The organism is Streptomyces sp. CA-250714 (assembly GCF_050936705.1).
Lineage (GTDB): Bacteria > Actinomycetota > Actinomycetes > Streptomycetales > Streptomycetaceae > Streptomyces.
The window spans coordinates 2,000,514-2,025,355 of sequence record NZ_JBNJMI010000002.1 but is presented as its reverse complement, the minus strand read 5'-3'; the positions used below and the strand labels follow the sequence as shown (position 1 = coordinate 2,025,355).

Annotated in this window: 23 protein-coding genes; 12 read left to right on the top strand and 11 right to left on the bottom strand. The window is 70.9% G+C overall.

Annotation, left to right across the window (positions count from 1 at the left end; all coding sequences use genetic code 11):
* Nucleotides 1-58 precede the first annotated feature (58 nt).
* Complete coding sequence (locus ACQEU8_RS27985) at nucleotides 59-685, bottom strand: GntR family transcriptional regulator (RefSeq protein ID WP_433105870.1); 627 nt, start codon at nucleotides 683-685, stop codon at nucleotides 59-61.
* Between the two features lie 233 nt (nucleotides 686-918).
* Between ACQEU8_RS27985 and ACQEU8_RS27980 the strand changes: the two genes are divergently transcribed.
* The 3 genes from ACQEU8_RS27980 to ACQEU8_RS27970 are packed head-to-tail and all read left to right on the top strand — an operon-like array spanning nucleotide 919 to nucleotide 3,507.
* The gene (locus tag ACQEU8_RS27980) at nucleotides 919-1,407 is read left to right on the top strand and encodes a hypothetical protein (RefSeq protein WP_433105868.1); all 489 of its coding nucleotides are present in this window, start codon (nucleotides 919-921) and stop codon (nucleotides 1,405-1,407) included.
* A 23-nt stretch (nucleotides 1,408-1,430) separates the two neighbouring features.
* Nucleotides 1,431-2,903 carry a hypothetical protein gene (locus ACQEU8_RS27975; protein WP_433105866.1) on the top strand — a complete coding sequence of 491 codons (1,473 nt, stop codon included), beginning with the start codon at nucleotides 1,431-1,433 and terminating at the stop codon, nucleotides 2,901-2,903.
* 31 nt (nucleotides 2,904-2,934) lie between these two features.
* Complete coding sequence (locus ACQEU8_RS27970) at nucleotides 2,935-3,507, top strand: hypothetical protein (protein WP_433105864.1); 573 nt, start codon at nucleotides 2,935-2,937, stop codon at nucleotides 3,505-3,507.
* A 93-nt stretch (nucleotides 3,508-3,600) separates the two neighbouring features.
* On the opposite strand, the gene sucB is transcribed toward ACQEU8_RS27970, so the two are convergent.
* From sucB to ACQEU8_RS27940, 6 genes are all read right to left on the bottom strand, one after another.
* Nucleotides 3,601-5,415: a 2-oxoglutarate dehydrogenase, E2 component, dihydrolipoamide succinyltransferase gene (gene sucB / locus ACQEU8_RS27965; protein ID WP_433105862.1), complete on the bottom strand. Its 1,815-nt coding sequence runs from the start codon at nucleotides 5,413-5,415 to the stop codon at nucleotides 3,601-3,603.
* Between the two features lie 61 nt (nucleotides 5,416-5,476).
* Nucleotides 5,477-6,883 carry a dihydrolipoyl dehydrogenase gene (lpdA, locus tag ACQEU8_RS27960; RefSeq protein ID WP_433105860.1) on the bottom strand — a complete coding sequence of 469 codons (1,407 nt, stop codon included), beginning with the start codon at nucleotides 6,881-6,883 and terminating at the stop codon, nucleotides 5,477-5,479.
* Nucleotides 6,884-7,086: 203 nt separating this feature from the next.
* Nucleotides 7,087-8,655, bottom strand: a complete 1,569-nt coding sequence (locus ACQEU8_RS27955; protein WP_433105858.1) for a leucyl aminopeptidase — start codon at nucleotides 8,653-8,655, stop codon at nucleotides 7,087-7,089.
* A 124-nt stretch (nucleotides 8,656-8,779) separates the two neighbouring features.
* The gene (locus tag ACQEU8_RS27950; RefSeq protein WP_433105856.1) at nucleotides 8,780-9,583 is read right to left on the bottom strand and encodes an adenosylcobinamide-GDP ribazoletransferase; all 804 of its coding nucleotides are present in this window, start codon (nucleotides 9,581-9,583) and stop codon (nucleotides 8,780-8,782) included.
* A gap of 141 nt (nucleotides 9,584-9,724) precedes the next feature.
* On the bottom strand, nucleotides 9,725-10,828 hold the full coding sequence (locus ACQEU8_RS27945; RefSeq protein ID WP_433105854.1) for a nicotinate-nucleotide--dimethylbenzimidazole phosphoribosyltransferase: 1,104 nt from the start codon (nucleotides 10,826-10,828) through the stop codon (nucleotides 9,725-9,727).
* A gap of 168 nt (nucleotides 10,829-10,996) precedes the next feature.
* The gene (locus tag ACQEU8_RS27940; RefSeq protein WP_433105852.1) at nucleotides 10,997-12,211 is read right to left on the bottom strand and encodes a bifunctional adenosylcobinamide kinase/adenosylcobinamide-phosphate guanylyltransferase; all 1,215 of its coding nucleotides are present in this window, start codon (nucleotides 12,209-12,211) and stop codon (nucleotides 10,997-10,999) included.
* Between the two features lie 84 nt (nucleotides 12,212-12,295).
* Between ACQEU8_RS27940 and ACQEU8_RS27935 the strand changes: the two genes are divergently transcribed.
* Together ACQEU8_RS27935 and ACQEU8_RS27930 are read left to right on the top strand one after the other, a co-directional pair.
* Nucleotides 12,296-12,532, top strand: a complete 237-nt coding sequence (locus ACQEU8_RS27935) for a hypothetical protein (protein WP_433105850.1) — start codon at nucleotides 12,296-12,298, stop codon at nucleotides 12,530-12,532.
* A gap of 57 nt (nucleotides 12,533-12,589) precedes the next feature.
* Entirely contained in the window at nucleotides 12,590-13,027 is a 438-nt protein-coding gene (locus ACQEU8_RS27930) for a hypothetical protein (protein ID WP_433105848.1), read from the top strand.
* A 10-nt stretch (nucleotides 13,028-13,037) separates the two neighbouring features.
* Here the strand turns inward: ACQEU8_RS27930 and ACQEU8_RS27925 are convergent, their stop codons facing one another.
* Together ACQEU8_RS27925 and ACQEU8_RS27920 are read right to left on the bottom strand one after the other, a co-directional pair.
* The gene (locus ACQEU8_RS27925) at nucleotides 13,038-13,724 is read right to left on the bottom strand and encodes a class I SAM-dependent methyltransferase (protein ID WP_433108770.1); all 687 of its coding nucleotides are present in this window, start codon (nucleotides 13,722-13,724) and stop codon (nucleotides 13,038-13,040) included.
* Nucleotides 13,721-14,317 carry a DUF3043 domain-containing protein gene (locus ACQEU8_RS27920; protein ID WP_433105846.1) on the bottom strand — a complete coding sequence of 199 codons (597 nt, stop codon included), beginning with the start codon at nucleotides 14,315-14,317 and terminating at the stop codon, nucleotides 13,721-13,723. Before ACQEU8_RS27920 ends, ACQEU8_RS27925 begins: the two co-directional genes overlap by 4 nt.
* Nucleotides 14,318-14,557: 240 nt before the next feature.
* Here ACQEU8_RS27920 and ACQEU8_RS27915 point away from each other — a divergent pair, with 240 nt between their 5' ends.
* The 5 genes from ACQEU8_RS27915 to ACQEU8_RS27895 all read left to right on the top strand — a co-directional run bounded on the left by ACQEU8_RS27915 (nucleotide 14,558) and on the right by ACQEU8_RS27895 (nucleotide 21,151).
* Nucleotides 14,558-15,355 (top strand): PspA/IM30 family protein, encoded by a 798-nt coding sequence (locus tag ACQEU8_RS27915; protein WP_433105844.1) that lies wholly within the window; start codon nucleotides 14,558-14,560, stop codon nucleotides 15,353-15,355.
* Between the two features lie 43 nt (nucleotides 15,356-15,398).
* Nucleotides 15,399-15,677, top strand: coding sequence for a PspA-associated protein PspAA (gene pspAA / locus ACQEU8_RS27910; RefSeq protein ID WP_433105842.1), 279 nt, complete (start codon nucleotides 15,399-15,401; stop codon nucleotides 15,675-15,677).
* Nucleotides 15,678-15,800: 123 nt separating this feature from the next.
* Complete coding sequence (locus ACQEU8_RS27905; protein ID WP_433105840.1) at nucleotides 15,801-17,126, top strand: sensor histidine kinase; 1,326 nt, start codon at nucleotides 15,801-15,803, stop codon at nucleotides 17,124-17,126.
* Nucleotides 17,123-17,815, top strand: a complete 693-nt coding sequence (locus ACQEU8_RS27900; RefSeq protein WP_433105838.1) for a response regulator — start codon at nucleotides 17,123-17,125, stop codon at nucleotides 17,813-17,815. Before ACQEU8_RS27905 ends, ACQEU8_RS27900 begins: the two co-directional genes overlap by 4 nt.
* 186 nt (nucleotides 17,816-18,001) lie before the next feature.
* A complete protein-coding gene (locus ACQEU8_RS27895) occupies nucleotides 18,002-21,151 on the top strand; it encodes an efflux RND transporter permease subunit (RefSeq protein WP_433105836.1) in 3,150 nt (1,049 codons plus the stop codon).
* A 167-nt stretch (nucleotides 21,152-21,318) separates the two neighbouring features.
* Here the strand turns inward: ACQEU8_RS27895 and ACQEU8_RS27890 are convergent, their stop codons facing one another.
* The gene (locus ACQEU8_RS27890) at nucleotides 21,319-22,293 is read right to left on the bottom strand and encodes a carbohydrate kinase family protein (RefSeq protein ID WP_433105834.1); all 975 of its coding nucleotides are present in this window, start codon (nucleotides 22,291-22,293) and stop codon (nucleotides 21,319-21,321) included.
* Nucleotides 22,294-22,455: 162 nt separating this feature from the next.
* On the opposite strand from ACQEU8_RS27890, the gene ACQEU8_RS27885 reads away from it, so the two are divergent.
* A complete protein-coding gene (locus ACQEU8_RS27885) occupies nucleotides 22,456-22,668 on the top strand; it encodes a hypothetical protein (protein WP_433105832.1) in 213 nt (70 codons plus the stop codon).
* 141 nt (nucleotides 22,669-22,809) lie between these two features.
* A complete protein-coding gene (locus ACQEU8_RS27880) occupies nucleotides 22,810-24,186 on the top strand; it encodes a hypothetical protein (protein WP_433105830.1) in 1,377 nt (458 codons plus the stop codon).
* 191 nt (nucleotides 24,187-24,377) lie between these two features.
* Here the strand turns inward: ACQEU8_RS27880 and ACQEU8_RS27875 are convergent, their stop codons facing one another.
* Nucleotides 24,378-24,731 (bottom strand): HesB/IscA family protein, encoded by a 354-nt coding sequence (locus tag ACQEU8_RS27875; RefSeq protein WP_114017239.1) that lies wholly within the window; start codon nucleotides 24,729-24,731, stop codon nucleotides 24,378-24,380.
* Nucleotides 24,732-24,842: the final 111 nt, after the last annotated feature.

Sequence of the window (24,842 nt, the reverse complement as noted above, 5' to 3'; positions counted from 1 at the left end):
CCGGGGCACGTCCCCGGCTGCGGCTGCCCTGTGGCTGCTCGCGCAGTTCCCCGCGCCCCTATCGGGGCGCCGGGGCGCAGCCCAGCACATGCTCCTTCACCAGCACCCCGATGTTCGGGTCACAACGTTCGATCGCGGCCATAACAGCCTCGTGCTCCTCCGCGTACGACTCCTGCACCGTGCCGAGCCAGCGGATCGACAGCGCGGTCCACACCTCGATCCCCAGGCCCTCCCAGGTGTGCAGCAGCACGCTGTTTCCGGCGGCGCGGACCAGCTCGCGGTGGAAGGCCACCGTGTGCCGCACCTGGGCCTCCCCGTCCCCGTGCCGGTCGGCCTCGTACAGCGCCGCCACATGGGGCCGCAGGGCCGAGACATCGCCTGCCAGCCGGGGCACCGCCAACTCCGCGGCGATCTGCTCCAGCCCGGCGCGCACCGGATAGATCTCCTCCAGATCCGCCGCCGACAGCTCCCGTACGCGTACGCCCTTGTTCGGTGACGACTCGATCAGCCGCAGCGCCTCCAGCTCCCGCAGCGCCTCCCGCACCGGGGTCTGGCTGACCTCCAGCTCCACCGCGATCCGCCGCTCCACGATCCGCTCGCCGGGCTTCCACCGCCCGCTGACGATCCCCTCCACGAGGTGCTCGCGGATCTGCTCGCGCAGCGACTGGACGACGGGCGGGGTCATGAGGGCTCCTTACCGATTGCCTGGCGAGTCGATGCCGAGGGCGTCTTAGACGATACGACCAACCAAGGCACTCCGTGCCACCGCGGCCACTCGGGAAGGGCGGCGCCGCCATTCCCGACCAGGCCGAACGAAGCCGACGCCGTTGACGGCGGACGGCTACGATTCGGCTCGTCATACTCTTACGCAGAGTTGAGCGTGCGCGCTGTCCGCTTTGCTGGTCAATGGGGGACGAGATGACCTTCGAACGTGAATGGACGCAATTGAAAGTCGGCCAAGGGCCGCAGGAAACCCGCATGCAACTGAACCACGCCCCGCCCGCCGACGGCGCCGGCGACGGTGCGGCCTCGGGGGAGCCCGATCTCGTGGCGCACCAGGACGATCTCGGTGCCGTCGGGCATGAGGCGTTCAAGCTGCACGGGGCACTGCGGAAGAAGGCGGATATCGCCAACGCGGGCCGGGACAAGGGAGATATGTGCTCCACCGCGAGTGCGGCGAAGGAGCTGTCCGCGCACCACCTCCTCACGGGCGACGAACTCGACAACACGCTCGCCGTGTGGGGTTCCCAGGTGAAGACGGTGCTTCAGATGTGTGCCCACATATCGAATCACCTGGACTATTCGAAGAAGGCTCATGAGAATGACGACATCGAGATAGCCGCCTCGATGCGCCACCGGGACGGAACGCCGATGAGCCCGTCCGAGATCCTCAAGTATGTGAAGTAGCGGAAGCGGGCGGGAGCGGACAGGTGGCTAAATTTTCGTACACCGACCTGATCGAGTTGAACCTCGGCAAGCTCAAGTCTGCGGTCGACGACTGGAAGACCATGGTCGACGACCTCGCCGGCCTGAAGACGATGGCCACCGACGGGTTGCAGGCAAAAGCGAACGCGGCTGCCTGGAAGGGCGCAAACGCCACGGTGACGAAGAAGTTCGTCACCGCCACGGCCAAAGAAATCGGGGACCTGCACGCGGAAGCGAAGAGCATTCATGCCGTGCTCGACGACGCTCATACGGAACTGTCCCGGCTGCAGAAGCTGGCGAAGGCGTTGACGAGTGAGGCCAGGTCGGGCTCACCCGATATAGAGTCCAATAATCCCAGCCTCCTGGTCTTCGACGGCAAGGGAGGAACCGTGCGGGTCTCGCCGATGGAGTGCCGGGTCGACGGCTACATCCCCGCCCGGGCGCAGGGCTTGATCGACTACTACGCCGAAAATCTGACCGACCTGGTCGCGCATGCCGCGGAGATCGACAAGGCCGCCCGGGATCTGCTGCGCAAGAGCCATGGAAAGTCGCCGCACAACGCGGGTCATGGCAAGTACCCCTCGCTCGACGCCGCCCAACTGCCCCGGGCCATGAAGCTCGCCGCGCAGGGTGACAGCGGCAAGGAGGAGAAGGCCGAGCTACGACGACTCTGGCGGTCCCTGAGCCCGGGCGCCCGTGCCGAGTTGTGGGAGAAGCACAAGGACGGACTGAAGGACGCCGGGATTTTCGGCCCCACCGTAAAACGGATCTCGCCGGACGCCGGGTCCGGACGGCACGGGGCGCGGGAGCCGGGGGTACGGGAGCGCCTGACCGAGGCGGAGATGCTGGCATTCGCCGGGGGCGGAGGCTGGCTGGGCATGTCGGATGCCTCTCGGTACCTGGACCATTACTTGTCGAACGACGGCAGCCCCCTGGAGATTTCCGTCGACAAGGTGATGGATGACTCCGACGACTTCAAGGAATATACCGAAGAGTTGATCAAGAGCCAGCAGGGCGAGTGGCGCGAGAAGGCGCTGCAAGAATTCAAGAACAACGGCAACAGGCCGGTTTCCATCCCGGTGGAGACTGGAGCCAACGGTTACAGGTTCGATCAGGACGACGATCCGAACTGGTTCTACGCCATCGGTTCGGCGCAGGCCAACGTGACCGGCGTGGTCACTGTGAAGCCCGATGACAACGGTGATCCCAAAGTCGATCTCGATTACCAGGTGAACATGTGGGACCGTTACAACTGGTCCAAGGGAAAGGGAATACATATCGGCCCGATTTCCGTTCCTGACGGACAGCCTGCGAGCCTTCATGAGACCGGATTGGCCAAAGAGTTCGACGTGTCCGGCAACAGTTCGGTCTTGCACCGCGAACTGGCCGACACCCCGGGGGAGGGCACATTTCCGGAGCCGGAAGGGCCCGGTCTGGGGCGGGACGGCGGAAGAGCAGACCCTGACCGGCAATTGTGAAAACGCCGGCAAGAACCACGGGAGGCCCCTCATGTCGCGGACCGCGCGCCTGACCCTCATCATCGGCGCGGCTGTGCTGGGCGGTGCGGCCGCCCTCGTTCTCGGGCTGTCCCTCCTCGCCGACCGGGTGCAGTCGGACCAGGCCGAGAAGGAAGAGAAATGCTGCTGGAAGAAAGGTGTGACCTCGGCGTCGCTGAGCCGCAAGGTGGGGGTACGGATACCGGCTGACGCCACCGAAAAGCGGGCAGCCCTCAAGATCGGGTCACGGTACGACACTGCGCTGTTGACCTTCACGCTTCCCGCGAAAGAAGCGAAAGAATATCTCGCCGATTTGAAGCCGCCGGACCAGGAGATGGTTTCCAACGACCATCCCAAGGGGCCCGACCACCGCCCCACAGCACCCTTCCGCCGATTGCACGTCCCGGAGCCCGAGACCCTCACCGAGGGGCTGCGAATGCTGTCGCTCTGCCCGGACAGCGCGCCGTTGGACGAGGTAGGAGAAGAGCCGCCCGGGCTCAAGCGCCTGAACCACTGCGTCCGCCTCTTCACTCACGACTTCGAGCCCGGTGCCACGCGCTTCTACATCAGGTCGGACATCGAATAGGCGGCAGGCCGGAAGACGGACTCTTCACACGACGGTGCCCCCGCCACGGGGATGTGGCGGGGGCACCGTCTTCAGCTGAACAGGCAACCAGGGCTACAGCCCCAGCTCGCCCTCGAACTCGCCGGCCTCCAGACGGGCCTTGACGTCGTTGAGGTAGCGGGCGGCGTCGGCGCCGTCCACCAGCTGGTGGTCGTAGGACAGGGTCAGGTAGACCATGTCGCGGATCGCGATGGTCTCGCCCAGGTCCGGGTGGTTGACGACCATCGGGCGGCGCACAGTGGCGCCGATGCCCAGTTCGGCGACCTGCGGGTAGTTCACGATGATGGTGTCGAAGAGCGCGCCCCGCGAACCGGTGTTGCTGATCGTGAACGTACCGCCGGACATGTCGTCCGGACCCAGACCGCCCTCGCGGACCTTCTTGGCCAGCTCGGCGGTCTTGCGGGCGATGCCCGCCAGGTTGAGGTTCCCGGCCTCCTTGATGACCGGGACCATCAGGCCCTTCTCCGAGTCCACCGCGATGCCGATGTTCTCGACGTCGTGGTAGGTGATGGTGCCGTCGTCGTTCAGCCGCGCGTTGACGGCCGGGTGGGCCTTCAGCGCTTCGGCTGCCGCCTGCACGAAGAACGGCATCGGCGAGAGCTTGACGCCCTCCCGCGCCGCGAAGGCGTCCTTCGCGCGGGCCCGCAGCTGCATGATGCGGGTGACGTCCACCTCGACGACCGTGGACAGCTGCGCCTGGCTGTGCAGCGCCTTCATCATGTTGTCGGCGATGAGCTTGCGGATCCGCGGCATCTTCACCGTCTGACCGCGCAGCGGCGACGGCTCCAGCTTCGGCGACGTCGGCCGGGCGGACGCGGCCGGTGCGGCAGCCGGGGCCGGAGCCTGGGCCTTCTTCGCCTCGGCAGCCTCGATGACGTCCTGCTTACGGATCCGGCCGCCCACTCCCGTGCCGCGCACGGACGAGAGGTCCACGCCCTGCTCGGCCGCCAGCTTGCGCACCAGCGGCGTCACATAGGCACCGTCGGCCTCCGGCGCCGCTGCCGGAGCGGCCGGGGCCGCGGGCGCCTGCGCAGCGGGCGCCGGCTGGGCCGGGGCCGGCTGGGCGGGCGGAGCCGGCTGTGCCGGAGCGGGCTGGGCCTGCGAGGGCTCCGGCGGCGTCTGCGGCGCGGCGGGCTGCGCCGGAGCAGCCGGGGCCTGCGGGGCCTCCTGCGCGGGCTGCGGCGCCGCCTCGGCGGGCTTGCCCGGAGCCGAAGGCGCGGGAGCCGCGGCCGCCGGAGCGGCACCGGCCGCACCGATGACGGCCAGCTTGGCGCCGACCTCGGCCGTCTCGTCCTCGCCGACGGTGATCTCCAGCAGCGTGCCGGCGGCCGGGGCGGGGATCTCGGTGTCGACCTTGTCGGTGGAGACCTCGAGCAGCGGCTCATCGGCCTCGACCTCGTCACCGACCTGCTTCAGCCAGCGGGTGACGGTGCCCTCGGTCACGGATTCGCCCAGCGCGGGCAGCACCACATCGGTGCCCTCGGCCGCGCCACCGCCGGACGGGGCCGCGGCGGCGGGCTCGGGCTGCGGCTGCGGCTGCGGAGCGGGCTGCTCCGCTGCGGCCGGAGCGGCGGCGGGGGCCTCGGCCTGCGCGGGCTCGGCTGCCGGTGCGGCGGCGGCCGGTGCGCCGGAACCGTCGTCGATGATGGCCAGCTCGGCGCCGACCTCCACCGTCTCGTCCTCGGCGACCTTGATGGAAGCGATGGTCCCGGAAGCGGGCGCCGGGATCTCGGTGTCGACCTTGTCTGTGGAGACCTCGAGCAGTGGCTCGTCGGCCTCGATGTGCTCACCCTCGGCCTTCAGCCAGCGGGTGACGGTGCCCTCGGTCACGCTCTCGCCGAGCGCCGGCAGGGTTACGGAAACCGCCATGGTTTCTGTTGCTCCTTACAAAACTGTGCGGATGGGTCGCGCCCTGACTGGAACCCGGCGGTCAGTCGTGGGAGTGCAGCGGCTTGCCGGCCAGCGCCAGGTGCGCCTCGCCGAGCGCCTCGGTCTGCGTCGGGTGGGCGTGGATGAGCTGGGCCACCTCGGCCGGCAGCGCCTCCCAGTTGTAGATGAGCTGGGCCTCGGCGACCTGCTCACCCATGCGGTCACCGACCATGTGGACGCCGACCACGGCACCGTCGCGCACCTGGACGAGCTTCACCTCGCCCGCCGTCTTCAGGATCTTGCTCTTGCCGTTGCCCGCGAGGTTGTACTTGAGCGTGACCACCTTGTCGGCACCGTACCGCTCCTTGGCCTGCTCCTCGGTGAGGCCGACCGAGGCCACCTCCGGGTTGCAGTAGGTCACGCGCGGCACACCGGCGTAGTCCAGCGGCACCGGGTTCAGCCCGGCCAGCCGCTCCGCGACCATGATGCCCTCCGCGAAGCCCACATGCGCGAGCTGGAGAGTGGGGATGAGGTCGCCGACGGCGGAGATCGTCGGGACGCTGGTGCGGCAGTACTCGTCCACCGTGACGAAGCCGCGGTCCATGGCGACCCCGGCCTCCTCGTAGCCCAGGCCCTCGGAGACCGGGCCGCGGCCGATGGCCACCAGCAGCACCTCGGCCTCGAACTCCTTGCCGTCCGCCAGCGTGACCTTGACGCCGTCGGCCGTGTACTCGGCCTTGTCGAAGAAGGTGCCCAGGTTGAACTTGATGCCGCGCTTGCGGAAGGCCCGCTCCAGCAGCTTGGAGCTGTTCTCGTCCTCGACCGGCACCAGGTGCTTGAGACCCTCGACGACGGTGACGTCCGCGCCGAAGGACTTCCACACCGAGGCGAACTCGACGCCGATGACGCCGCCGCCCAGGATGATCGCGGACTTCGGCACCCGATCCATGACCAGCGCGTCGTCGGAGCTGATGATGCGCTCGTTGTCGATGGTCAGACCCGGCAGCGACTTCGGCACGGAGCCGGTCGCCAGCAGGATGTGGCGGCCCTCGTAGCGCTGGCCGTTGACGTCCACCGAAGTGGGCGAGGAGAGATAGCCGGAGCCCTCCACATAGGTCACCTTCCGGGAGGCGACCAGCCCCTGGAGGCCCTTGTAGAGCCCCGAGATCACGCCGTCCTTGTACTTGTGGACGCCGGCCATGTCGATGCCCTCGAACGAGGTCTTGACACCGAACTCGGCGCTCTCCCGGGACTGGTCGGCAACCTCGCCGGCGTGCAGCAGTGCCTTGGTCGGGATGCAGCCCCGGTGCAGGCAGGTACCGCCCAGCTTGTCCTTCTCGATGAGGGCGACATCCAGACCGAGCTGCGCGGCGCGAAGGGCAGCGGCATAACCGCCGCTACCGCCTCCGAGGATCACTAGGTCGAAAACGGTGCTGGCGTCGTTCGCCACGTCACGTCCTCCATGCATGGGTACGCCGTAGCCGGTCTCCTGCGACCGGGCGGCTTGAGGTTCGGCCGCTTTTTGTCTGCTCGGCCCTGTCTCGGCTTCTGTCAAGCCGTGCGGGGCCCTGTCCTGCCGGTCACCCATCTTCGCACTTGTTGAAAGGAACCGGGGAGTGGGGTCCTGGGGGGCCTGGGGACGACGCCCCCGGGCCCCCTCCCGCCGCGCTCTCAGTCGAGGGGCACATCGCCCTCGGCCGTGCGCTCCGCGAGCCGGACCAGCGTACGTACCGCCGAGCCCGTGCCGCCCTTGGGCGTGTAGCCGAACGGGCCGGACTCGTTGAAAGCGGGGCCCGCGATGTCCAGGTGCGCCCAGGGAGTGCCCTCGGGGACGAACTCCTTCAGGAAGAGCCCGGCCAGCAGGCCGCTGCCCATCCGCTCCCCGACATTGGCGAGGTCGGCGACCGGGGACTCCAGGCCCTTGCGCAGGTGGTCGGGCAGCGGCATCGGCCAGGCCGCCTCGCCCGCCTCGTCGGCCGCCTCGTGCAGCGCGTCGCGGAACGCGTCGTCGTTCGCCATGATCCCGAACGTGCGGTTGCCCAGCGCCAGCACCATCGCGCCGGTCAGCGTCGCCACGTCCACGATCGCGTCCGGCTCCTCCTCGATGGCCCGGGTCAGCGCGTCCGCCAGCACCAGCCGGCCCTCGGCGTCGGTGTTGAGCACCTCCACCGTCTTGCCGCTGTACATGGTCAGCACATCACCCGGACGAGTGGCCGACCCCGACGGCATGTTCTCCGCCAGCGCCAGCCAGCCGGTCACCTTGGCCCGCAGCCCCAGCCGGGCCGTCGCGACGACGGCCGAGAGGACGGCCGCTGCGCCGCTCATATCGCACTTCATCGTCTCGTTGTGGCCCGCCGGCTTGAGCGAGATGCCGCCCGAGTCGTATGTGATGCCCTTGCCGACCAGCGCGAGGGACTTCTTCGCCTTCGGGTGCGACCAGCCGATACGGACCAGCCGCGGCGGCTGCGCCGAGCCGTTGCCGACCCCCAGGATGCCGCCGTAGCCGCCCTTGGCCAGCGCCTTCTCGTCCAGCACCTCGAAGGTGAGCCCGAACGCCTTGGCGGCGGCCCTGGCCTCGGCGGCGAAGGTCTTGGGGTCCAGCCCGTTCGCCGGGGTGTTGATCAGATCGCGGGCCCGGTGCACCTCCTCGGCCACCACCAGCGCCCGCTCCACGGCTGCCTTGTGCGCCTTGTCCCGCGGCTTGGCGCCGACCAGCGCGATCTCCGCGAGCGGCGCGGAGGCGTCCTTGGCCTTGCTGTCCTTTTCATTCTCTTTGCCGCGGTACGCGGTGAAGGAGTACGCGCCCAGCAGCGCGCCCTCGGCGACCGCCGCCACCGCCTCGGCGTCCGCGACGGGCAGCGCGAACGCGGCCTTCTTGTTGCCGGCCAGCGCCCTGGCCGCGGCGCCCGCCGCACGGCGCAGCACCTCGGTGTCGTACGGCTCCTGACCGCCGGCCGCGTCGCCGAGACCCACCGCAACCACGAGCGGGGCCTTCAGACCGTTCGCGGGCGCCGGCAGCTTGGTGACCTCGCCCTCGCCGCCGCTCGCGCCGAGCGTCTCCAGTGTCGCGGCCAGCTTGCCGCCGTACGCCTTGTCCACGGCCTCGGCGCCGGGAGCGAGGGCGACGGCCGCCTTGGCCGCCCGGCCCTTGCCGGAGGAACCGCTCTTGGCGATACCGACGACGACGGCGTCCGCGCGCAGCGTCGCCGCGGACGAGGAGCTGAGAGTCAGTGCAGACACGTGGGAGAGACCTTCTTCCTGGACATGACTTCGAAGGCGCGTGGGCGCCTCCGGCTTCGGACGCTCCGGGCATCGTATGCCCGCATTCCCACACTCTCGGGGGAGTTACGGTGCGGGGGCGGGATCAGAGAACGGCGACCGCGACCAGCGTGCCGCAGGCCGCGACCTCGGCCACCGCTCCGAACACATCCCCCGTCACACCCCCGAACCGCCGCACACACCGCCGCAACAGCGCCTCGGCGGCCCCCAGTCCGAGCACGGCGGCAACCGCGAACCCGGCACCATGCCCCACAGCCACCGCCAAAGCGGCCGCCACCGCGACACAGCACCCGGCGACGCCCAGCGCGGCACCCCGCGGCACCGTCCCCGCGACGGCGGCGCCGAGCCCCTCGGGCCGTGCGGCGGGCACGCCCTCCCGGGAGGCGAGGGTCAGCGCACCCCGCGCGACGACGGCGGAGGCGACGGCGCCCACCGCCCCGGCGGCCCAGCCCTCCCCGTACAGCTCGGCGATCGCGGCCACCTGTCCCAGCAGTGTGAAGACCAGCGTGAGGACGCCGAACGGCCCGATGTCGGACTGCTTCATCACCCGCAGCGCCTCGGCGGCGGGCTTGCCGCTGCCGAGCCCGTCGGCGACGTCGGCGAGCCCGTCCAAGTGCAGGCCCCGGGTCAGTACAGCGGGGACCGCCACGGTCGCGACCCCGGCGAGCAGCGGGGAGGCCCCGCACACCAGCAGCCCGGCGCCTGCCGCGGCGGCGACCAGCCCCACCACCAGCCCGACCACCGGCGCACACACCATGCCCGTACGGGCGGCGGCGCGGTCCCAGCGGGCGACGCTCACGGGCAGCACGGTCAACGTGCCGAACGCGAACCGCAGCCCTTCGGTTGTCGAGGCCGGCGCTGCGTCCGCGGCGGGCGAGGAGGATTCCATGGCCGGGCAGGCTACTGCCCAAGCGGCGGGACGCGCCCCGAAGGGGCGCGGGGAACTGCGCGAGAAACCACAGTCCTGCCGCAGTCTGCAAACGACTGCCAGGGGCAGCCCCTCCCCAGCACAGCCGGGAGGGCGCTCAAGTCAGGTGGCGTCCACAGCGCCCGCGGCCGCGCCCTTGGCGGAGTCGGACGCCCCCTTCCGCACCGGGAGTTCGGCGGCCAGGGCGGCGGCGGCTCGCACCAGGGGGAGCGCCAGCAGCGCACCGGTGCCGCCGCCGACCTCGACGCCCTGTTCCAGCAGCGGATCGGCGGCCAGCCGGTCCAGCGCCTTGGCCTGGGCCGGCTCGCTGCCTGCCTGGCCCGCCAGCCACCAGTCCGGCGCCCGGAAGGCCACCCGCTGGCCGACCAGCGCGCACGCCGCGGAGACGACCCCGTCGAGGACGACCGGGGTGTGCCGCACCGCCGACTGGAGCAGGAACCCCGTCATCGCCGTCAGATCGGCGCCGCCCACCGTCGCCAGCAGTTGCAGCTGGTCGCCCAGTACGGGCCGGGCCCGGCGCAGCCCGTCGCGGATGGCGGCGCACTTGCGCATCCACGTCAGATCGTCGATGCCGCCTCCGCCGCGCCCGGTCACCACGGAGGCGTCCGTGCCGCACAGCGCGGCGACCAGCGTCCCGGCCGCCGTGGTGCCGCCCACGCTCAGATCGCCGAGCACCACCAGGTCGGTACCGGCGTCGGCCTCCTCGTCGGCGACGGCCATCCCCGCGCGGAACGCCGCCTCGGCCTCCTCCGGCGTCAGCGCGTCCTCGATGTCCAGCCGCCCGGACGAACGGCGCACCCGGTGCCGGGTCACCTCGGCGGGCAGCTCCCCCGGGTCGCAGTCGAGCGCCATGTCGACCACACGCACCGGCACTTCGAAGCGGCGCGCCAGTACGGCCGCAGGGGAGACACCGTCCAGCAGCTCACGGACGAGCTCGGTGGCGGTGCCCGGCTGCCGGGTGGAGACGCCGAGTTCGGCGACGCCGTGGTCGCCCGCGAACACCACCAGGCGCGGGTTGGCCACCGGCCGCACCGGCACCTGGGCCTGCGCGGAGCTGAGCCACTCGCCCACGTCCTCCAGCCGCCCCAGGGCCCGCGGGGGCAGCCCGGTCAGCGCCCGCCGCTCCTCGGCTTCCCGGCGCAGTCCGCCGTGCGGCCGCTCGATGAGGTCGGAGAAGTCATCCAGATCCAGACTGCGCTCGCTCATGCTCGCTGAGCGTACGTGAGTGCCCTTTCGGGTTCATCAGCTGCTGCGGGTTGCGCCTGTGTCCGGCGCCTTGCTGCACAGGGGGTGCCCCTTGCTGTGCATCGCAGGCTGCGGGTGCTTGGTGGCTGGTCGCGCAGTTCCCCGCGCCCCTGACGGGGCGCGGGCCCCTCACCGCAGCGGCAGCACCACGCCCGCCACCGCCAGCAGTACGTGCTCGCACTCGTCCGCGAACTGCGCGTTCAGTCGGCCCAGTTCGTCCCGGAAGCGGCGGCCGGCCGGGGTGGCCGGTACGACTCCGGAGCCCACCTCGTTGCTGACGGCCACCAGCCGGCGCCGCGTGGCCCGTACGGCTTCGATCAGCGCCCGCACCCGGGCGGCCAGCTCGGTGGCGCCGCCCTGTGCCCATCGGGTGTCGTCCCAGGCACCCACCTCGTCCATGGTGTGGGTGAGCCATAGCGCCAGACAGTCGATCAGCAGCGGCGGTCCGTCCTGCTCCAGCAGCGGCACCAGATCGCAGGTCTCCTCGGTACGCCACGAGGCGGGCCGCCGCTCGCGGTGCTCGGCCACCCGGGCGGCCCACTCGGGGTCGCCTTCGCGGGTGCCGCCCGTCGCCACGTACACCACCCCGGGGAACGCGGCCAGCCGCCGCTCGGCCTCCACCGACTTGCCCGAGCGCGCCCCGCCCAGCACCAGCGTCCGGCGGGGGATCTCGGAGACGTCCACCCCGCCGTGGAACTCGCCGACGGTGAGCGTCGTACCGTCCGGCACGGCGCGCGCGCCGGCCGCGGCCAGCCGCCGGTGCAGCTCGGCACCCGGCGGTACGTCGTGCCCGAGGTGGACGGCGAGCACATCCGTGGCCGCGCCGACCAGGCCCGCGTCCCGCAGCCGGGCCAGCGCGTCCGGCCGCCCGACCACGTCCAGCAGCACCACGTCGTACGGGCCGCCGTGCCCGACCCCGCTGCCCGTCCCGGCGAGCGCGGCGCCCGGCGGCAGATACAGCAGCCGCTCCCCGTCCGGTCCCGTCACCAGATAGCCGGTGCCCGGCGAGTCCAGTGCCAGCGCCCGCACCCGGTGCCCGCTGATCAGCGCCAGCTCTTGCCGGTCCGGCACCCGAATGGGCGCCGGCAGCCCGGCGGGTACCTCCAGCGCGGGCCCGTCGTGCGGGTGGCTGAGCAGCACCTGCCGTACGCCGCTGAGCGACTGGCCGGCCCGCGCCGCGGCGAACGCGGGCCCGGGGGTCAGGTCGAGCAGCAGGGTGCTGTCCACCAGCAGTGCCGTCGCGGCGCGGGCCTCTTGGCCGGTCGCGGCGGCGCAGCACGCGCAGGGGCAGTCGGACCGGGGGAGACCGGCGGGTTCGCCGGTGCCGAGCAGAGTGAGTTCCACCCTCTGATCGTCTCGTGACCTGCCGCCGCGTGCGCACAGGGGACTACGCTTCCGGGAGCAACCGGCGATCTTACGGAGGCACTGATGGCGTGGACGTGGCGGTTCGAGAAGGCCGACGGTACGGAGACGGAACCCGCCGTGCAGCCCGAGGAGTTCCCCACCCAGTCGGACGCCGAGTCGTGGCTCGGGGAGGTGTGGCGGGAGCTGCTGGAGGGCGGAACCGATCAGGTGATCCTCCAGGACGACGGCGACACCGTCTACGGGCCGATGAGCCTGCACTCCGCCACGGAGAGCGACAACGGGGGCGCTGCCGCGGAGTGAAAGCGGTCTTCCCCGCGGAGGTCTGATCTTTCCGCAGAGCCGCTACCCTCGGTACTCATGAACGTACGTGGCGCGGTTTACGTGGTTCTGCGGGGCCCGGCCGAGAAGCGGGACCGGACACTGGCGGCATTGCAGAAGGCGGGCATCTTCGCGGAGAAGTCCGTCCGCGGTCCCGAGGTGATCGAGGCGTTCTTCTACGGTGGCGACGAGCGCCCCAGTCCTCGCTTCATGGATGCCTGTGCCGCGCATGTGGCCAAGGCAGCCATCGGCTCCGACTTCAAGGTCGCGGAGACGGGCACCATCAGCAGCGCCGCCGCCTCCCGCCGGCTGGCCTACAACCGGCGGACGGGGGAGTGGCTGGGTGCCTTCATCGACACCCAGGCCCCCGAACCGGCCCGCACCGAGACCCTCGCCCATCTGGCCCGCGAGCGGGGCATCGACGTCGCCGACATAGAGCTCCGCGAGCCCCCTCAGTTCCGGCCCCCGGCAGGCTGACCGCGACTGGTCAGCCCCGCACCCCGAACAGGTGCAGCGACCGGGCCACCCCCCGGTACGGGTCCATCCGGCAGGCGCGCTCCTCGACATCGAGGGCCGCCGCGCCCGTGGCCGTATCGTCCGCCGCGAAGACCCCCACGCCGTACCAGCGCTCCATGGGCACCCCGATCCGGGCGAGGAACGAGGTCAGCGCCTCCAGCCGCAGAAAGCGGTCGCTCTCCGGGGGGTCGGCCACCAGCGCGGCATGGGCGCCGTCCCAGTCACCGGCCAGCCCCGGCCGCATCGCGCGTGCCGTCACGTTGGGCAGCACGATCGAGAGCAGCCCTCCGGTGTCGAGCACCCGGGCGAGCCCGGCCAGCGTGCTGTCCGGGTCCCGGGTCCGGTCGAGCACGTCATGGCAGAGCACCACGTCAAAGGTGCCGGGCAGGAAGTGGGCGCCGGTGTCCTGGCCGCTGCCGGCCATCGTGCGGAAGCGGGCGCGGATGCCCTCGGGCTCGTCCGCCAGCGCCGCCTCGACCTCGGCCAGCCGCGATGGATCGGCCTCCAGACCCGTCACCGCGTGGCCGGCCCGGGCCAGCCGCAGCGCCTGCGCGCCGTCGCCCAGCCCGGCGTCCAGCACTCTGAGCCGCCGCCCCACCTCGAAGTGCGCGGCGATCCGCTCCTCAAGTTGTCGGGCGACCAGCTCGTGCCGGATCAGGGCTTCTCGCCGCGGGCGACCTGCGGCTTGGGCAGGCGCATACGGCGCATCTGGAGGGTCCGCATCAGCGCGTAGGCGACGGCACCCCGGCGGTTCTCGTCGGGGTAGCGCTCGCGGATCTTCTTCTTCAGCCGTACCGAGATGCCGATCGAGTCGACGATGATCAGCAGGATCACCACGAGCCACAGCAGCAGCGAGATGTTCTTCAGCTGGAGCGAGGGCAGCATGCTCAGCACGAGGATGATCACGGCCATCGGCAGGAAGAACTCCGCCACGCTGAACCGGGAGTCCACGAAGTCCCGCGCCAGCCGCCGCACCGGGCCCTTGTCCCGCGCGGGCAGATAGCGCTCGTCCCCGCTGGCCAGCGCCTCGCGCTGCTTGGCCAGCGCGGCCCTGCGGGCCTCGCGCTGCCGCTTGACCGCGTCCTTGCGGCTCTGCGGCCCGGCCACCGGGCGGCGCGGACCGCGCGCCTCGTTGCGCTTGGGGGTGGGGCGACCCTTGGGGGCTTGCGGGTCGCGGGGTTGCTTGGGCTCGGCAGCCGTCACCTGAGGTGAGTCGGCCTGCCCTGCTTTCGTCGAACGGCTACGGAACACATCTCAAGAGTACGGTGTGAATCAGAGTGGGCCCCAGCCCCCGGGGGAAAGCACCGGAGAGCACCGGCCCCGCCGTGGAGCGGTGCCTACTCCTTGCGCCGGAGAGTGCGGGCGGCTGATCGTCCTCCAGGATGAGCGCATCCGCGCCCGAACGGTGCGGTAATGGAAGACAGCCCCGTACTCTGGGGTCTGTAGATTGCCGAGGGCTTGAGTCCGTTACGAAGGGGGCGCGCGAGGCCCATGAGCGGTGTCATGAAGCGTATGGGGATGATCTTCCGCGCGAAGGCCAACAAGGCCCTGGACCGGGCTGAGGACCCGCGCGAGACGCTCGACTACTCCTACCAGAAGCAACTGGAGCTCTTGCAGAAGGTGCGCAGGGGCGTGGCCGATGTCGCGACCTCCCGCAAGCGCCTGGAACTGCAGATGACCCAGTTGCAGGGGCAGTCCTCGAAGCTGGAGGAACAGGGCAAGAAGGCACTCGCGCTCGGCCGCGAGGACCTGGCCCGCGAGGCGCTCTCCCGCAGGGCGGCGCTCCAGCAGCAGGTCACCGACCTGGAGGGACAGCACCAGACCTTGCAGGGCGAGGAGGAGAAGCTGACCCTCGCGGCGCAGCGCCTCCAGGCCAAGGTGGATGCGTTCCGCACCAAGAAGGAGACCATCAAGGCCACCTACACGGCTGCCCAGGCGCAGACCCGGATCGGCGAGGCGTTCTCCGGCATCTCCGAGGAGATGGGCGACGTCGGCATGGCCATCCAGCGGGCCGAGGACAAGACGGCCCAGCTCCAGGCCCGCTCCGGCGCCATCGACGAGCTGCTGGCCTCCGGCGCGCTGGACGACCCCACCGGTATGGCCAAGGACGACATCACCGCCGAGCTCGACCGCCTCTCCGGCGGCAGCGACGTGGAGCTGGAGCTCCAGCGGATGAAGGCGGAGCTGGCCGGCGGCAGCGGCAACGGCCAGCAGGCCATCGAGGGGGGCCAGGGCCAGGAGGGCCAGGCGAACGGCCAGCAGGAAGCGCCCAAGTTCAACAAGGAGTGAACCCGGGCCTCAGCGGCACCCCCAGCCGGAGGAGGAGAACGGCATGATCGTACGGATCATGGGCGAAGGCCAGCTCAGACTGGACGACAGCCACTTCGTCGAACTCAACAAGCTCGATGACGAACTGCTCGCGGAGGTGGAGAGCGGTGACGAGGCAGCCTTCCGCCGCACCCTCTACGCGCTGCTGGAGGCCGTCCGCAGGCTGGGCAGCCCGCTGCCCGACGACGCGCTCGAACCCTCCGAGCTGATCCTCCCCGCGCCCGACGCCGACCTGGAAGAGGTAAGGCAGATGCTCGGCGACGACGGACTCATCCCCGGCTAGCCCCCGGAATCGGCGCCCCGATCCGGCGCCCCCGCCACCCCCCACGCGCACCACCCGCACAACCGCACAACGCGACCTGCAAGAGCAGATCCGACAGCCCACACCAGGAGAGCCGGGCATACGGTGCCTGCCGTGACACTCCGCGACATCCGCGAGCGACTCCGTGCACACCCCCACGCGGTCGACGCCCTCATCGCCCTCGGGACGTTCTGCTGCATCCTCCTCGGCGCCGCCACGGAACCGCACGGACCGGACGGCCAGCCGCAATTCGCGGAGCGCGCGATCAGCGGGCAGACCGTGCTGCTGGCCGCGCTCTCCTGCGGAGTGCTCGCGCTGCGCCGCCGGGCCCCGATCCCGGTGCTGCTGCTGACCAGCCTGATCTGCGTCGTCGGGCTCGTCCTCAGCCCCGGCCCGTCCGCCAACTCCGACCCCCGGGCGCCGCTCGCAGCGGCCGCGGTCGTCGCGCTCTACACCGTCACCAACACCACCGACCGCCGCACCAGCTGGCGGGTCGGCGCCCTCACCGTCGGGGTGCTCACCGGCGCGGGCATGCTCTTCGGAGCGCGGCCGTGGTACGCGCAGGAGAACCTCGGCATACTCGCCTGGACCGCGCTGGCCGCCGCCGTCGGGGAGGCCGTCCGCAACCGGCGTGCGTTCGTGAAGGCCATCCGGGAGCGCGCCGAGCGGGCGGAGCGCACCCGTGAGGAGGAGGCCAGGCGCCGCGTCGCGGAGGAGCGGATGCGGATCGCCCGGGAGCTGCACGACGTGGTCGCCCATCACATCGCGCTGGTCAACGTGCAGGCCGGGGTGGCCTCACATGTCATGGACCAGCGCCCCGACCAGGCCAAACAGGCACTCGCGCACGTCCGGGACGCCAGCAGGCACGCCCTCGCCGAGCTGCAGACCACCCTGGGGCTGCTCCGCCAGTCCGGGGAGAGCACCGCACCCACGGAACCCGCGCCGGGGCTGGAGGTGCTGGACGAACTGGTGGACGGCTTCCGGCACGCCGGGATGTCCGTCGTCGTGGACACCCCGCCGCTCGGTGCCGGGACGCCGCTGTCCTCGGCAGTGGACCTGACCGCCTACCGCGTCGTCCAGGAAGCCCTCACCAACGTGCAGAAGCACGCGGGCAGCGGCGCCCACGCCGAGGTGCGGATACGGCGGGACGCGGAGGCGCTGGAGATCGACGTCATCGACGACGGCGCGGGCACCACCCACACCATCCCCGAGGACACCGCCCCCGCCGCCGACCCCGCCGATCCCGACGGCGTCGACGAAGCGCACCCGGAGGGGGCGGGCGGCGGACACGGCCTGGTCGGGATGCGGGAGCGGGCCGCCGCGCTGCACGGCGCGTGCGAGACCGGACCGCTGCCCGGCGGCGGTTTCCGGGTCCACGTACGGTTGCCGCTGGAGACTACGACGGCTCCCCGGAAGGAGACCCCCGCATGATCCGAGTCGTACTCGCCGACGACCAGGCGCTGTTGCGCAGCGCGTTCCGGGTGCTGGTGGACTCCGAGGCGGACATGGAGGTCGTGGGCGAGGCGGCCGACGGGGCCGAGGCCGTGGCGCTGGTCCGCGAAAAGGGCGCGGACGTGGTGCTGATGGACATCCGGATGCCCGGCACCGACGGACTGGCCGCCACCCGCGCCATCAGCGCCGATCCGGCGCTGGCCGAGGTGAAGGTCGTCATCCTCACCACCTTCGAGGTGGACGAGTACGTGGTCAGCGCGCTGCGCGCCGGGGCCTCCGGCTTCCTCGGCAAGGGTGCGGAGCCCGGTGAACTGCTCTCCGCGATCCGCACGGCGGCCAACGGCGAGGCCCTGCTCTCCCCGGCGGCGACCAAAGGACTGATAGCCAGGTTCCTTGCGCAGGGCGGCACTTCACAGGCGGACGGCCTGGCCGGCGAGGGACGTGGCGCGGCCCGGCTGGACGCGCTCACCGCACGCGAACGCGAGGTGCTCACCCAGGTGGCCGCGGGGCTGTCCAACGATGAGATCGCCGAACGGCTCGACGTCAGCCCGCTCACGATCAAGACCCATGTCAACCGCACCATGTCCAAGCTCGGCGCCCGGGACCGGGCGCAGTTGGTGGTCGCCGCGTACGAGAGCGGCCTGGTGCGGCCCTCCCTCTCGGAGTGACCTGCCGCGGCGTACTGCGGCTCTCTCAGTCGTGTACTGCGGCCGCAGTACGCGCCCGTCGGCAGAAGGGGACCTGCGGCGGAGAATTCCGCGCCGTACGTGCGTGAGGGTGTAGGCGGCTCCAGGTGTCTGCCCGCCCGGCGGCGGCACCCGCACGTCCCGAACCGAGAGAGAGATCCGGCTCCCATGTCCTGGCTGTCCCGCCTCAGCCTCCTCCAGCGTGGGCTGATAGGTCTGATGGCGCTCGTCGCCATCGCCTTCGGCGCCATCGCCGTCCCCCAGCTCAAACAGCAGCTGCTGCCCTCCATCGACCTGCCCATGGTCTCGGTCATCGCGCCGTACCAGGGCGCTTCCCCCGATGTGGTCGAGAAGCAGGTCGTCGAGCCACTGGAAGAGAACATCCAGGGCGTCGACGGCATCACCGGGGTCACCTCGACGGCCAGTGAGGGTTCCGCCGTCGTCATGGCCCAGTTCGACTACGGCGACGGCTCCGAGCAGACCGTCGCCGACGTCCAGCAGGCCGTCAACCGCTCACGCGCCAAGCTCCCCGACGACGTTGACCCGCAGGTCGTCTCCGGCGGCACCGACGACATCCCCACCGTCGTGCTCGCCGCCTCCTCCGCGGGCAAGGACCAGCAGGCGCTGGCCGACGCGCTGGACACCTCCGTGGTGCCGGTCCTCAAGGACATCGACGGCGTCAGCCAGGTCACCGTCGACGGCGTGCAGGACCAGGTGGTCGCCGTCACCCCCGACCCCAAGAAGCTGGCCGCGGCCAAGCTGACCCCGGCCGATCTGGCCAAGGCGCTGGAGGCGGGCGGCGCCTCGCTGCCCGCCGGGTCCTTCGACGAATCCGGCAAGTCCAGGACCGTGCAGGTCGGCAACGGCTACACCTCGATCGAGCAGATCGAGCGGCTGCGCATCCCCGGCAAGGGTGCGGGCAGGCCGGTCGACGTCGGTGACATCGCCACCGTCGAGGAGACCCCCGACAAGGCCACCTCGCTGACCCGCACCAACGGCAAGCGCAGCCTGTCGGTGTCGGTCACCATGGACAACGACGGCAGCGCCGTCGACATCTCCGAGACGGTCGAGGACAAGCTCCCGCAGCTGCGCGCCGACCTCGGCAAGGGCGCCGAACTGACCGTCGTCGCCGACCAGGGCCCGCAGGTCTCCAAGTCCATCAGCTCGCTGACGACCGAGGGCATGCTCGGGCTGGTCTTCGCCGTCGTCGTCATCCTGGTCTTCCTGCTGTCGCTGCGCTCCACGCTGGTGACCGCGGTCTCCATCCCGCTGTCCGTCGTCCTCACGCTGATCGTGCTGTGGACGCGGGACCTGTCGCTCAACATGCTCACGCTGGGCGCGCTGACCATCGCCATCGGCCGGGTCGTGGACGACTCCATCGTCGTCCTGGAGAACATCAAACGGCATCTGACCTACGGCAAGGAGCGCACCACCGCGATCCTGGACGCCGTCAAGGAGGTCTCCGGCGCGATCACCTCCTCCACGCTGACGACGGTCGCGGTCTTCCTCCCGATGGCGTTCGTCGGCGGCATGGTCGGCGCGCTGTTCGGCGGCTTCTCGCTCACCATCACCGTCGCACTGCTCGCCTCGCTGCTGGTGTCGCTGACCGTCGTACCGGTGCTCTCGTACTGGTTCCTGCGCGCGCCCAAGTCGCTGCGCGGGCTCGACCCCGCCGAACAGCGCCGCAAGGCCGAGGAGAAGGAGGCGAACAGCCCGCTCCAGCGGCTGTACGTCCCCGTCCTCCGGTTCGCCACCCGCCGCCGCTTCACCAGCCTGCTCATCGCGGTCGTGGTGCTGGTGGCCACCGGGGGCATGGCGACGCTGCTGAAGACCAACTTCTTCGACCAGGGCGAGACCCAGCAGCTCACCGTCCAGCAGGAGTTGCCGCCTGGCAGCAGCCTGAGCGCGGCCGACAAGCAGGCCGAGAAGGTGGAGAAGATGCTGTCCGGCGTCGATGGCGTCGAGGACTACCAGGTCACCGTCGGCTCGGCGGGCCTGATGGCGGCGTTCGGCGGCAGTACGGACGCCAACCAGGCCACGTACCAGATCAGGCTGAAGGAGTCCGCCGACAGCGACGCGGTCCAGGACGCGGTGGACGACGGTCTGCGGAAGCTCGGCCCGTCCATCGGCGAGACCACCGTCAACGCCGGTGACGGCTTCGGCACCCAGGACCTCAGCGTCGTCGTCAAGTCGGGCGACGCCGAGGTGCTGAAGAAGGCGTCCGAGCAGGTCCGCGCCAAGGTCGCCGGGCTGGACGACGTCACCGACGTATCTTCCGACCTGTCGCAGTCCGTGCCCCGCGTCTCGGTCACCGCCAAGCCCGAGGCGGCCCGCCACGGGCTCTCGGACGCCGCGCTCGGCCAGGCCGTCACCCAGGCGGTCAGCGGGACCAAATCCGGTAAGGCGGTGCTCGACGACACCGAACGCGATGTCGTCGTCCGCTCCCCGCAACCGGCCGAGACCGTCGCGGAGTTGAAGCGGCTGCCGCTCGGCGGCACCACGCTGGGCAAGGTCGCCGAGGTACGGACCGTCGAGGGGCCGGTGCAGCTGACCCGTATCGACGGCGCCCGCGCTGCGACGATCACCGCCAAGCCGACCGGCGAGAACACCGGCGCGGTCAGCGCCGAGCTCCAGTCCGAGATCAACTCGCTGGACCTGCCCAAGGGCGCCACCGCCGAGATCGGCGGGCTCTCGCAGGACCAGGACGAGGCGTTCAGCTCGCTCGGCCTGGCCATGCTGGCGGCCATCGCGATCGTCTTCATGCTGCTGGTGGCGACCTTCCGGTCGCTCGTCCAGCCGCTGATCCTGCTGGTGTCCATCCCGTTCGCGGCCACCGGCGCGCTGGGTCTGCTGGTCGTGACGGGCACCCCGCTGGGCGTCCCGTCGATGATCGGCATGCTGATGCTGATCGGGATCGTGGTGACCAACGCCATCGTCCTCATCGACCTGATCAACCAGTACCGGCGGCAGGGTTACGGCGTCATCGACGCCGTCGTCGAGGGCGGCCGGCACCGGCTGCGGCCCATTCTGATGACGGCGCTCGCCACCATCTGCGCGCTGACCCCGATGGCGCTCGCCGTCACCGGGGACGGCGGGTTCATCTCGCAGCCGCTGGCGGTCGTGGTCATCGGCGGCCTGATCACCTCGACGCTGCTCACGCTGCTGCTGGTGCCGACGCTGTACGCCATGGTGGAACTGAGGAAGGAGCGCCGCGCCGCCAAGCGGGCCGCCAAGCGCGGGGATTCACCCGCGGGTGAGGGCGCCTCACCGCGGGCTCGCTCCGAGGCGGAGCCGGCGGAGTCCTCCTCCGGCTCCTGAGACTGCCGGGGCCCGGCCGCCCGTGGGGGGCCATCGCCGGGCCCCGGCCCTGCTGGAACGGAGCCCCGGAAACAGATCGGAGCCCCGGAGACAGCGGCCCGGAAACAGTGGGAGGGGGCCCGGATTCGGGCCCCCTCGCTGTGTCGGCTGCTTCCGCCCGCGGGCGCTCAGGCCAGGTGGGCCTGGACCTCGGTGGCGGCGTCATGGCCGTAGGCCTTGGTGAAGCGCTCCATGAAGTGCACCCGCCTCAGCTCGTATTCCTGCGTGCCCACCGTCTCGACGACGAGGGTCGCCAGCATGCACCCCACCTGCGCGGCCCGCTCCAAGCTGACGCCCCAGGCGAGTCCGGAGAGGAAGCCGGCCCGGAAGGCGTCGCCGACCCCGGTGGGGTCGGCCTTCTTCTTCTCCTCGGCGACGCCGACGACGATCGGCTCCTCGCCCGCCCGGTCGATACGCGCCCCCTTCTTGCCCAGCGTGGTGACGCGCGTGCCGACGCGCTGGAGCACTTCCTCGTCGCTCCAGCCGGTCTTGGCCTCGATCAACTCCTTCTCGTACTCGTTGGAGAAGAGATAGGTGGCACCGTCGGTGAGGTTGCGGATGCCCTCGCCGTCCATCCGCGCGATCTGCTGCGAGTAGTCGGCGGCGAAGGGGATGCCGCGGGTACGGCACTCCTCGGTGTGGCGCATCATCCCCTCGGGGTCGTCGGCCCCGATGAGCACGAGGTCGAGCCGGCCGACGCGGTCGGCGACATGCTGGATCTCGATGTTCCTGGCCTCGCTCATGGCGCCGGTGTAGAACGAGCCGATCTGGTTGTTGTCCGCGTCGGTGGTGCAGACGAATCGTGCGGTGTGCGCGACCTCGGAGATGTGCACGGACTCGGTGTCCACACCGTGGCGGTCGAGCCAGGCTCGATATTCCTCGAAGTCCTCTCCCGCCGCGCCGACGAGGACCGGCCGGACGCCGAGCTGGCCCATGCCGAAGGCGATGTTGGCGCCGACGCCGCCTCGTCGGATGTCGAGGCGGTCGACGAGGAAGGAGAGCGAGACCGTGTGCAACTGGTCGGCGACCAGTTGGTCGGAGAAGCGCCCCGGGAAGGTCATCAGGTGGTCGTTTGCGATGGAGCCGCAGACTGCGATACGCACGACGAATTCTGCTCCTGAGAGACATCGGGTACCCCCGTACGCCCAGCGCACGAGGGAAAGGCGCTCGCCACGCTACCCGCTGGGTCCCCGGAGCCGAACAGGACACAACTACCTCATAGTAGGGTCTTCCGGGCAGCTCATCGGATGCGTAGCGTGATCCTCATGTGGAAAACAGCGCCTTTCCCGGCCGAGTACGCCGAGCACGAGTCGATGGAGCAACTGCTCGGCGACTGCGCGCGGATGGTCCCGCACTGGACGGTTCCGCCCGCAATGCCCGAGGAACGGCGCCCCGTCCGGCCGGCCTCGCTGCACGGCGTGCGCGTGCCGGTACGCTCCGCACGGCTGCTGGACGGCATGTCCGAGTACGGCGACTGAGCGGCCGGGTTCTGCCACGGAGCGCGCCACCCGGGAACCGTCCGCTTCCGGTCTCCGTCCCACTCACGACCCCCGCATGACGGGGGACATGAGCACCCCCGTGCGGGAGGGCTCATGGACGCGGAGCCAAAGGAGTTTTCGGTGAGTACAGACCAGTCCTCCGAGACCGAGGGCCGCCCGGCACCCCGGAGCAGGCGGCGGCAGCTTACCGTCGGCGCCGTGGCCGCCGCGGTCCTCGTCGCGGGCGGGGGCGGCGCGTACTGGGCGTCCACCGCCTCTTCCGGCGACACGAACGGCTCGGCCGGCAAGAACGCCGACCGCGGCCCCGACGGCAGCCCTCCGAGGCTGGCCCTGGACGGCACCGCCACCTCGGCGCGGGACAGCGGCGAGGGCATCGCGCCCGGCGAGCCGATGGGCCCGCGCGGCTACCGCGCCGACGGTGAGCTGCCGGACGGTCCCAAGGCCGCGGCCGTCTACCGGCCCGGGCACGATGTGAGCCGCGCGCAGGTGGCGAAGCTCGCCGAGGCGCTGCACGTCAAGGGCACCATCAAGGACCAGGACGGCCGCTGGCAGGTGGGCGGCGGCCAGGGCAAGGGCCCCCGGCTGACCGCCGAACGCGGGGCGGCCGGCGGCGCGTGGACGTACCAGAACGGCCAGACCGTACCGCTGGACGCCGACCCCGACCCGGCACCGGGCGGCAAACCCCTGTCCGAGAAGAAGGCGGAGGACGCCGTACGCCCGGCGCTGCAGGCGCTCGGGCTCGACGACGCCACGCTGGACGCCGGATCGCCGGTCGGCGGCACCCGTACCGTCACCGCCTCGCCGAGGGTGGACCACCTGCCCACGCACGGCTGGGACAGCACCTTCGTGGTGGACGACAAGGGCACCATCACCCGGGCGCAGGGCAGCTGGAACAAGACCGACAAGGGCGAGGTCTACCCGGTGCAGAGCGCCACCGCGACGCTCGACGAGATGAACAAGGCGAACCAGTCGCGCGGCGGGCACGGGGACGAGGGCGAGCGGGGCAACGAGCCGACGAAGGTCGGCGACGCCGTCTTCGGGCTCTCGCTGGAGCGCTCGCACGGCAAGCCGCTGCTCGTCCCGGCGTGGATCTACAAGGTGGAGCGGCCCGGCGGCGGTGACCTTGAGGTCACCCACCCGGCCGTGCAGCAGAAGTACCTCAAGCCCTCGAAGACCTCCGGCCACCCCTCGAAGCCGGGCAGCGGTGACGTCGGCACGGGCGGCAAGCAGCCCTCGCAGGCGATCGAGTCGTACCGGGCGGACGGCCGCACCCTGAAGCTGACCTTCTGGGGCGGGGTGTGCGACACCTACAAGGCCACCGCCGACGAGTCGGGATCCGCGGTGAAGGTCAAGATCGAGGCAAAGAAGAAGAAGGACGGCAAGAACGTCTGCGTCAAGATCGCCAAGAAGCAGACCGCCGAGGTGAAGCTCGACAAGGAGCTGGGCGACCGCAAGGTGGTCGACGCGCGGGACGGCGACAAGCTGCCCCGTAAGTAACCGGACCGGCGCCGTCCACCGGAACGACAAGGGCGGCGGACTCCTGGTGGGGGGAGTCCGCCGCCCTTGTCATGTCGCAAATGGTGCGCGCGCCCCGAAGGGGCGCGGGGAACTGCGCGATCAGCCGAAACCGACCCGCAGGCGGCCGACGGCCTCGACTGCTACGGCGGCCCCCCGCACAACAAGTGGGCTCAGTTGAAAGAATCGCCGCAGGCGCAGGAGCCGGTGGCGTTCGGGTTGTCGATCGTGAAGCCCTGCTTCTCGATGGTGTCGACGAAGTCGATGGAGGCGCCGCCGAGGTAGGGGGCGCTCATCCGGTCGGTGACGACCTTCACACCGTCGAAATCCTTGACCACGTCGCCGTCGAGCGAGCGCTCGTCGAAGAAGAGCTGGTACCGCAGGCCGGAGCAGCCACCCGGCTGGACGGCGACGCGCAACGCCAGGTCGTCGCGGCCCTCCTGCTCCAGCAGGCTCTTGACCTTCGCGGCGGCGGCGTCGGACAGGATGATGCCCTCGCTTACAGCGGTCTCGTCCGAAACGGACATCTGCTTCTCTCCCGGGTTGGTACGGACTGCTCTCTTACCGTCGGGCTCAACCGACGGCATCCCGGATTCATTCCAGGAGCGTCACTTCATGCTCGCACACCGCCGGAGCGG

What these genes read in the sequence shown, in the direction of transcription:
- ACQEU8_RS27985 (WP_433105870.1), bottom strand. Translation starts at nt 685, where the DNA reads ATGACCCCGCCCGTCGTCCAGTCGCTGCGCGAGCAGATCCGCGAGCAC.
- ACQEU8_RS27980 (WP_433105868.1), top strand. Translation starts at nt 919, where the DNA reads ATGACCTTCGAACGTGAATGGACGCAATTGAAAGTCGGCCAAGGGCCG.
- ACQEU8_RS27970 (WP_433105864.1), top strand. Translation starts at nt 2,935, where the DNA reads ATGTCGCGGACCGCGCGCCTGACCCTCATCATCGGCGCGGCTGTGCTG.
- sucB (WP_433105862.1), bottom strand. Translation starts at nt 5,415, where the DNA reads ATGGCGGTTTCCGTAACCCTGCCGGCGCTCGGCGAGAGCGTGACCGAG.
- lpdA (WP_433105860.1), bottom strand. Translation starts at nt 6,883, where the DNA reads ATGCATGGAGGACGTGACGTGGCGAACGACGCCAGCACCGTTTTCGAC.
- ACQEU8_RS27950 (WP_433105856.1), bottom strand. Translation starts at nt 9,583, where the DNA reads ATGGAATCCTCCTCGCCCGCCGCGGACGCAGCGCCGGCCTCGACAACC.
- ACQEU8_RS27945 (WP_433105854.1), bottom strand. Translation starts at nt 10,828, where the DNA reads ATGAGCGAGCGCAGTCTGGATCTGGATGACTTCTCCGACCTCATCGAG.
- ACQEU8_RS27935 (WP_433105850.1), top strand. Translation starts at nt 12,296, where the DNA reads ATGGCGTGGACGTGGCGGTTCGAGAAGGCCGACGGTACGGAGACGGAA.
- ACQEU8_RS27930 (WP_433105848.1), top strand. Translation starts at nt 12,590, where the DNA reads ATGAACGTACGTGGCGCGGTTTACGTGGTTCTGCGGGGCCCGGCCGAG.
- ACQEU8_RS27915 (WP_433105844.1), top strand. Translation starts at nt 14,558, where the DNA reads ATGAGCGGTGTCATGAAGCGTATGGGGATGATCTTCCGCGCGAAGGCC.
- pspAA (WP_433105842.1), top strand. Translation starts at nt 15,399, where the DNA reads ATGATCGTACGGATCATGGGCGAAGGCCAGCTCAGACTGGACGACAGC.
- ACQEU8_RS27900 (WP_433105838.1), top strand. Translation starts at nt 17,123, where the DNA reads ATGATCCGAGTCGTACTCGCCGACGACCAGGCGCTGTTGCGCAGCGCG.
- ACQEU8_RS27895 (WP_433105836.1), top strand. Translation starts at nt 18,002, where the DNA reads ATGTCCTGGCTGTCCCGCCTCAGCCTCCTCCAGCGTGGGCTGATAGGT.
- ACQEU8_RS27885 (WP_433105832.1), top strand. Translation starts at nt 22,456, where the DNA reads ATGTGGAAAACAGCGCCTTTCCCGGCCGAGTACGCCGAGCACGAGTCG.
- ACQEU8_RS27875 (WP_114017239.1), bottom strand. Translation starts at nt 24,731, where the DNA reads ATGTCCGTTTCGGACGAGACCGCTGTAAGCGAGGGCATCATCCTGTCC.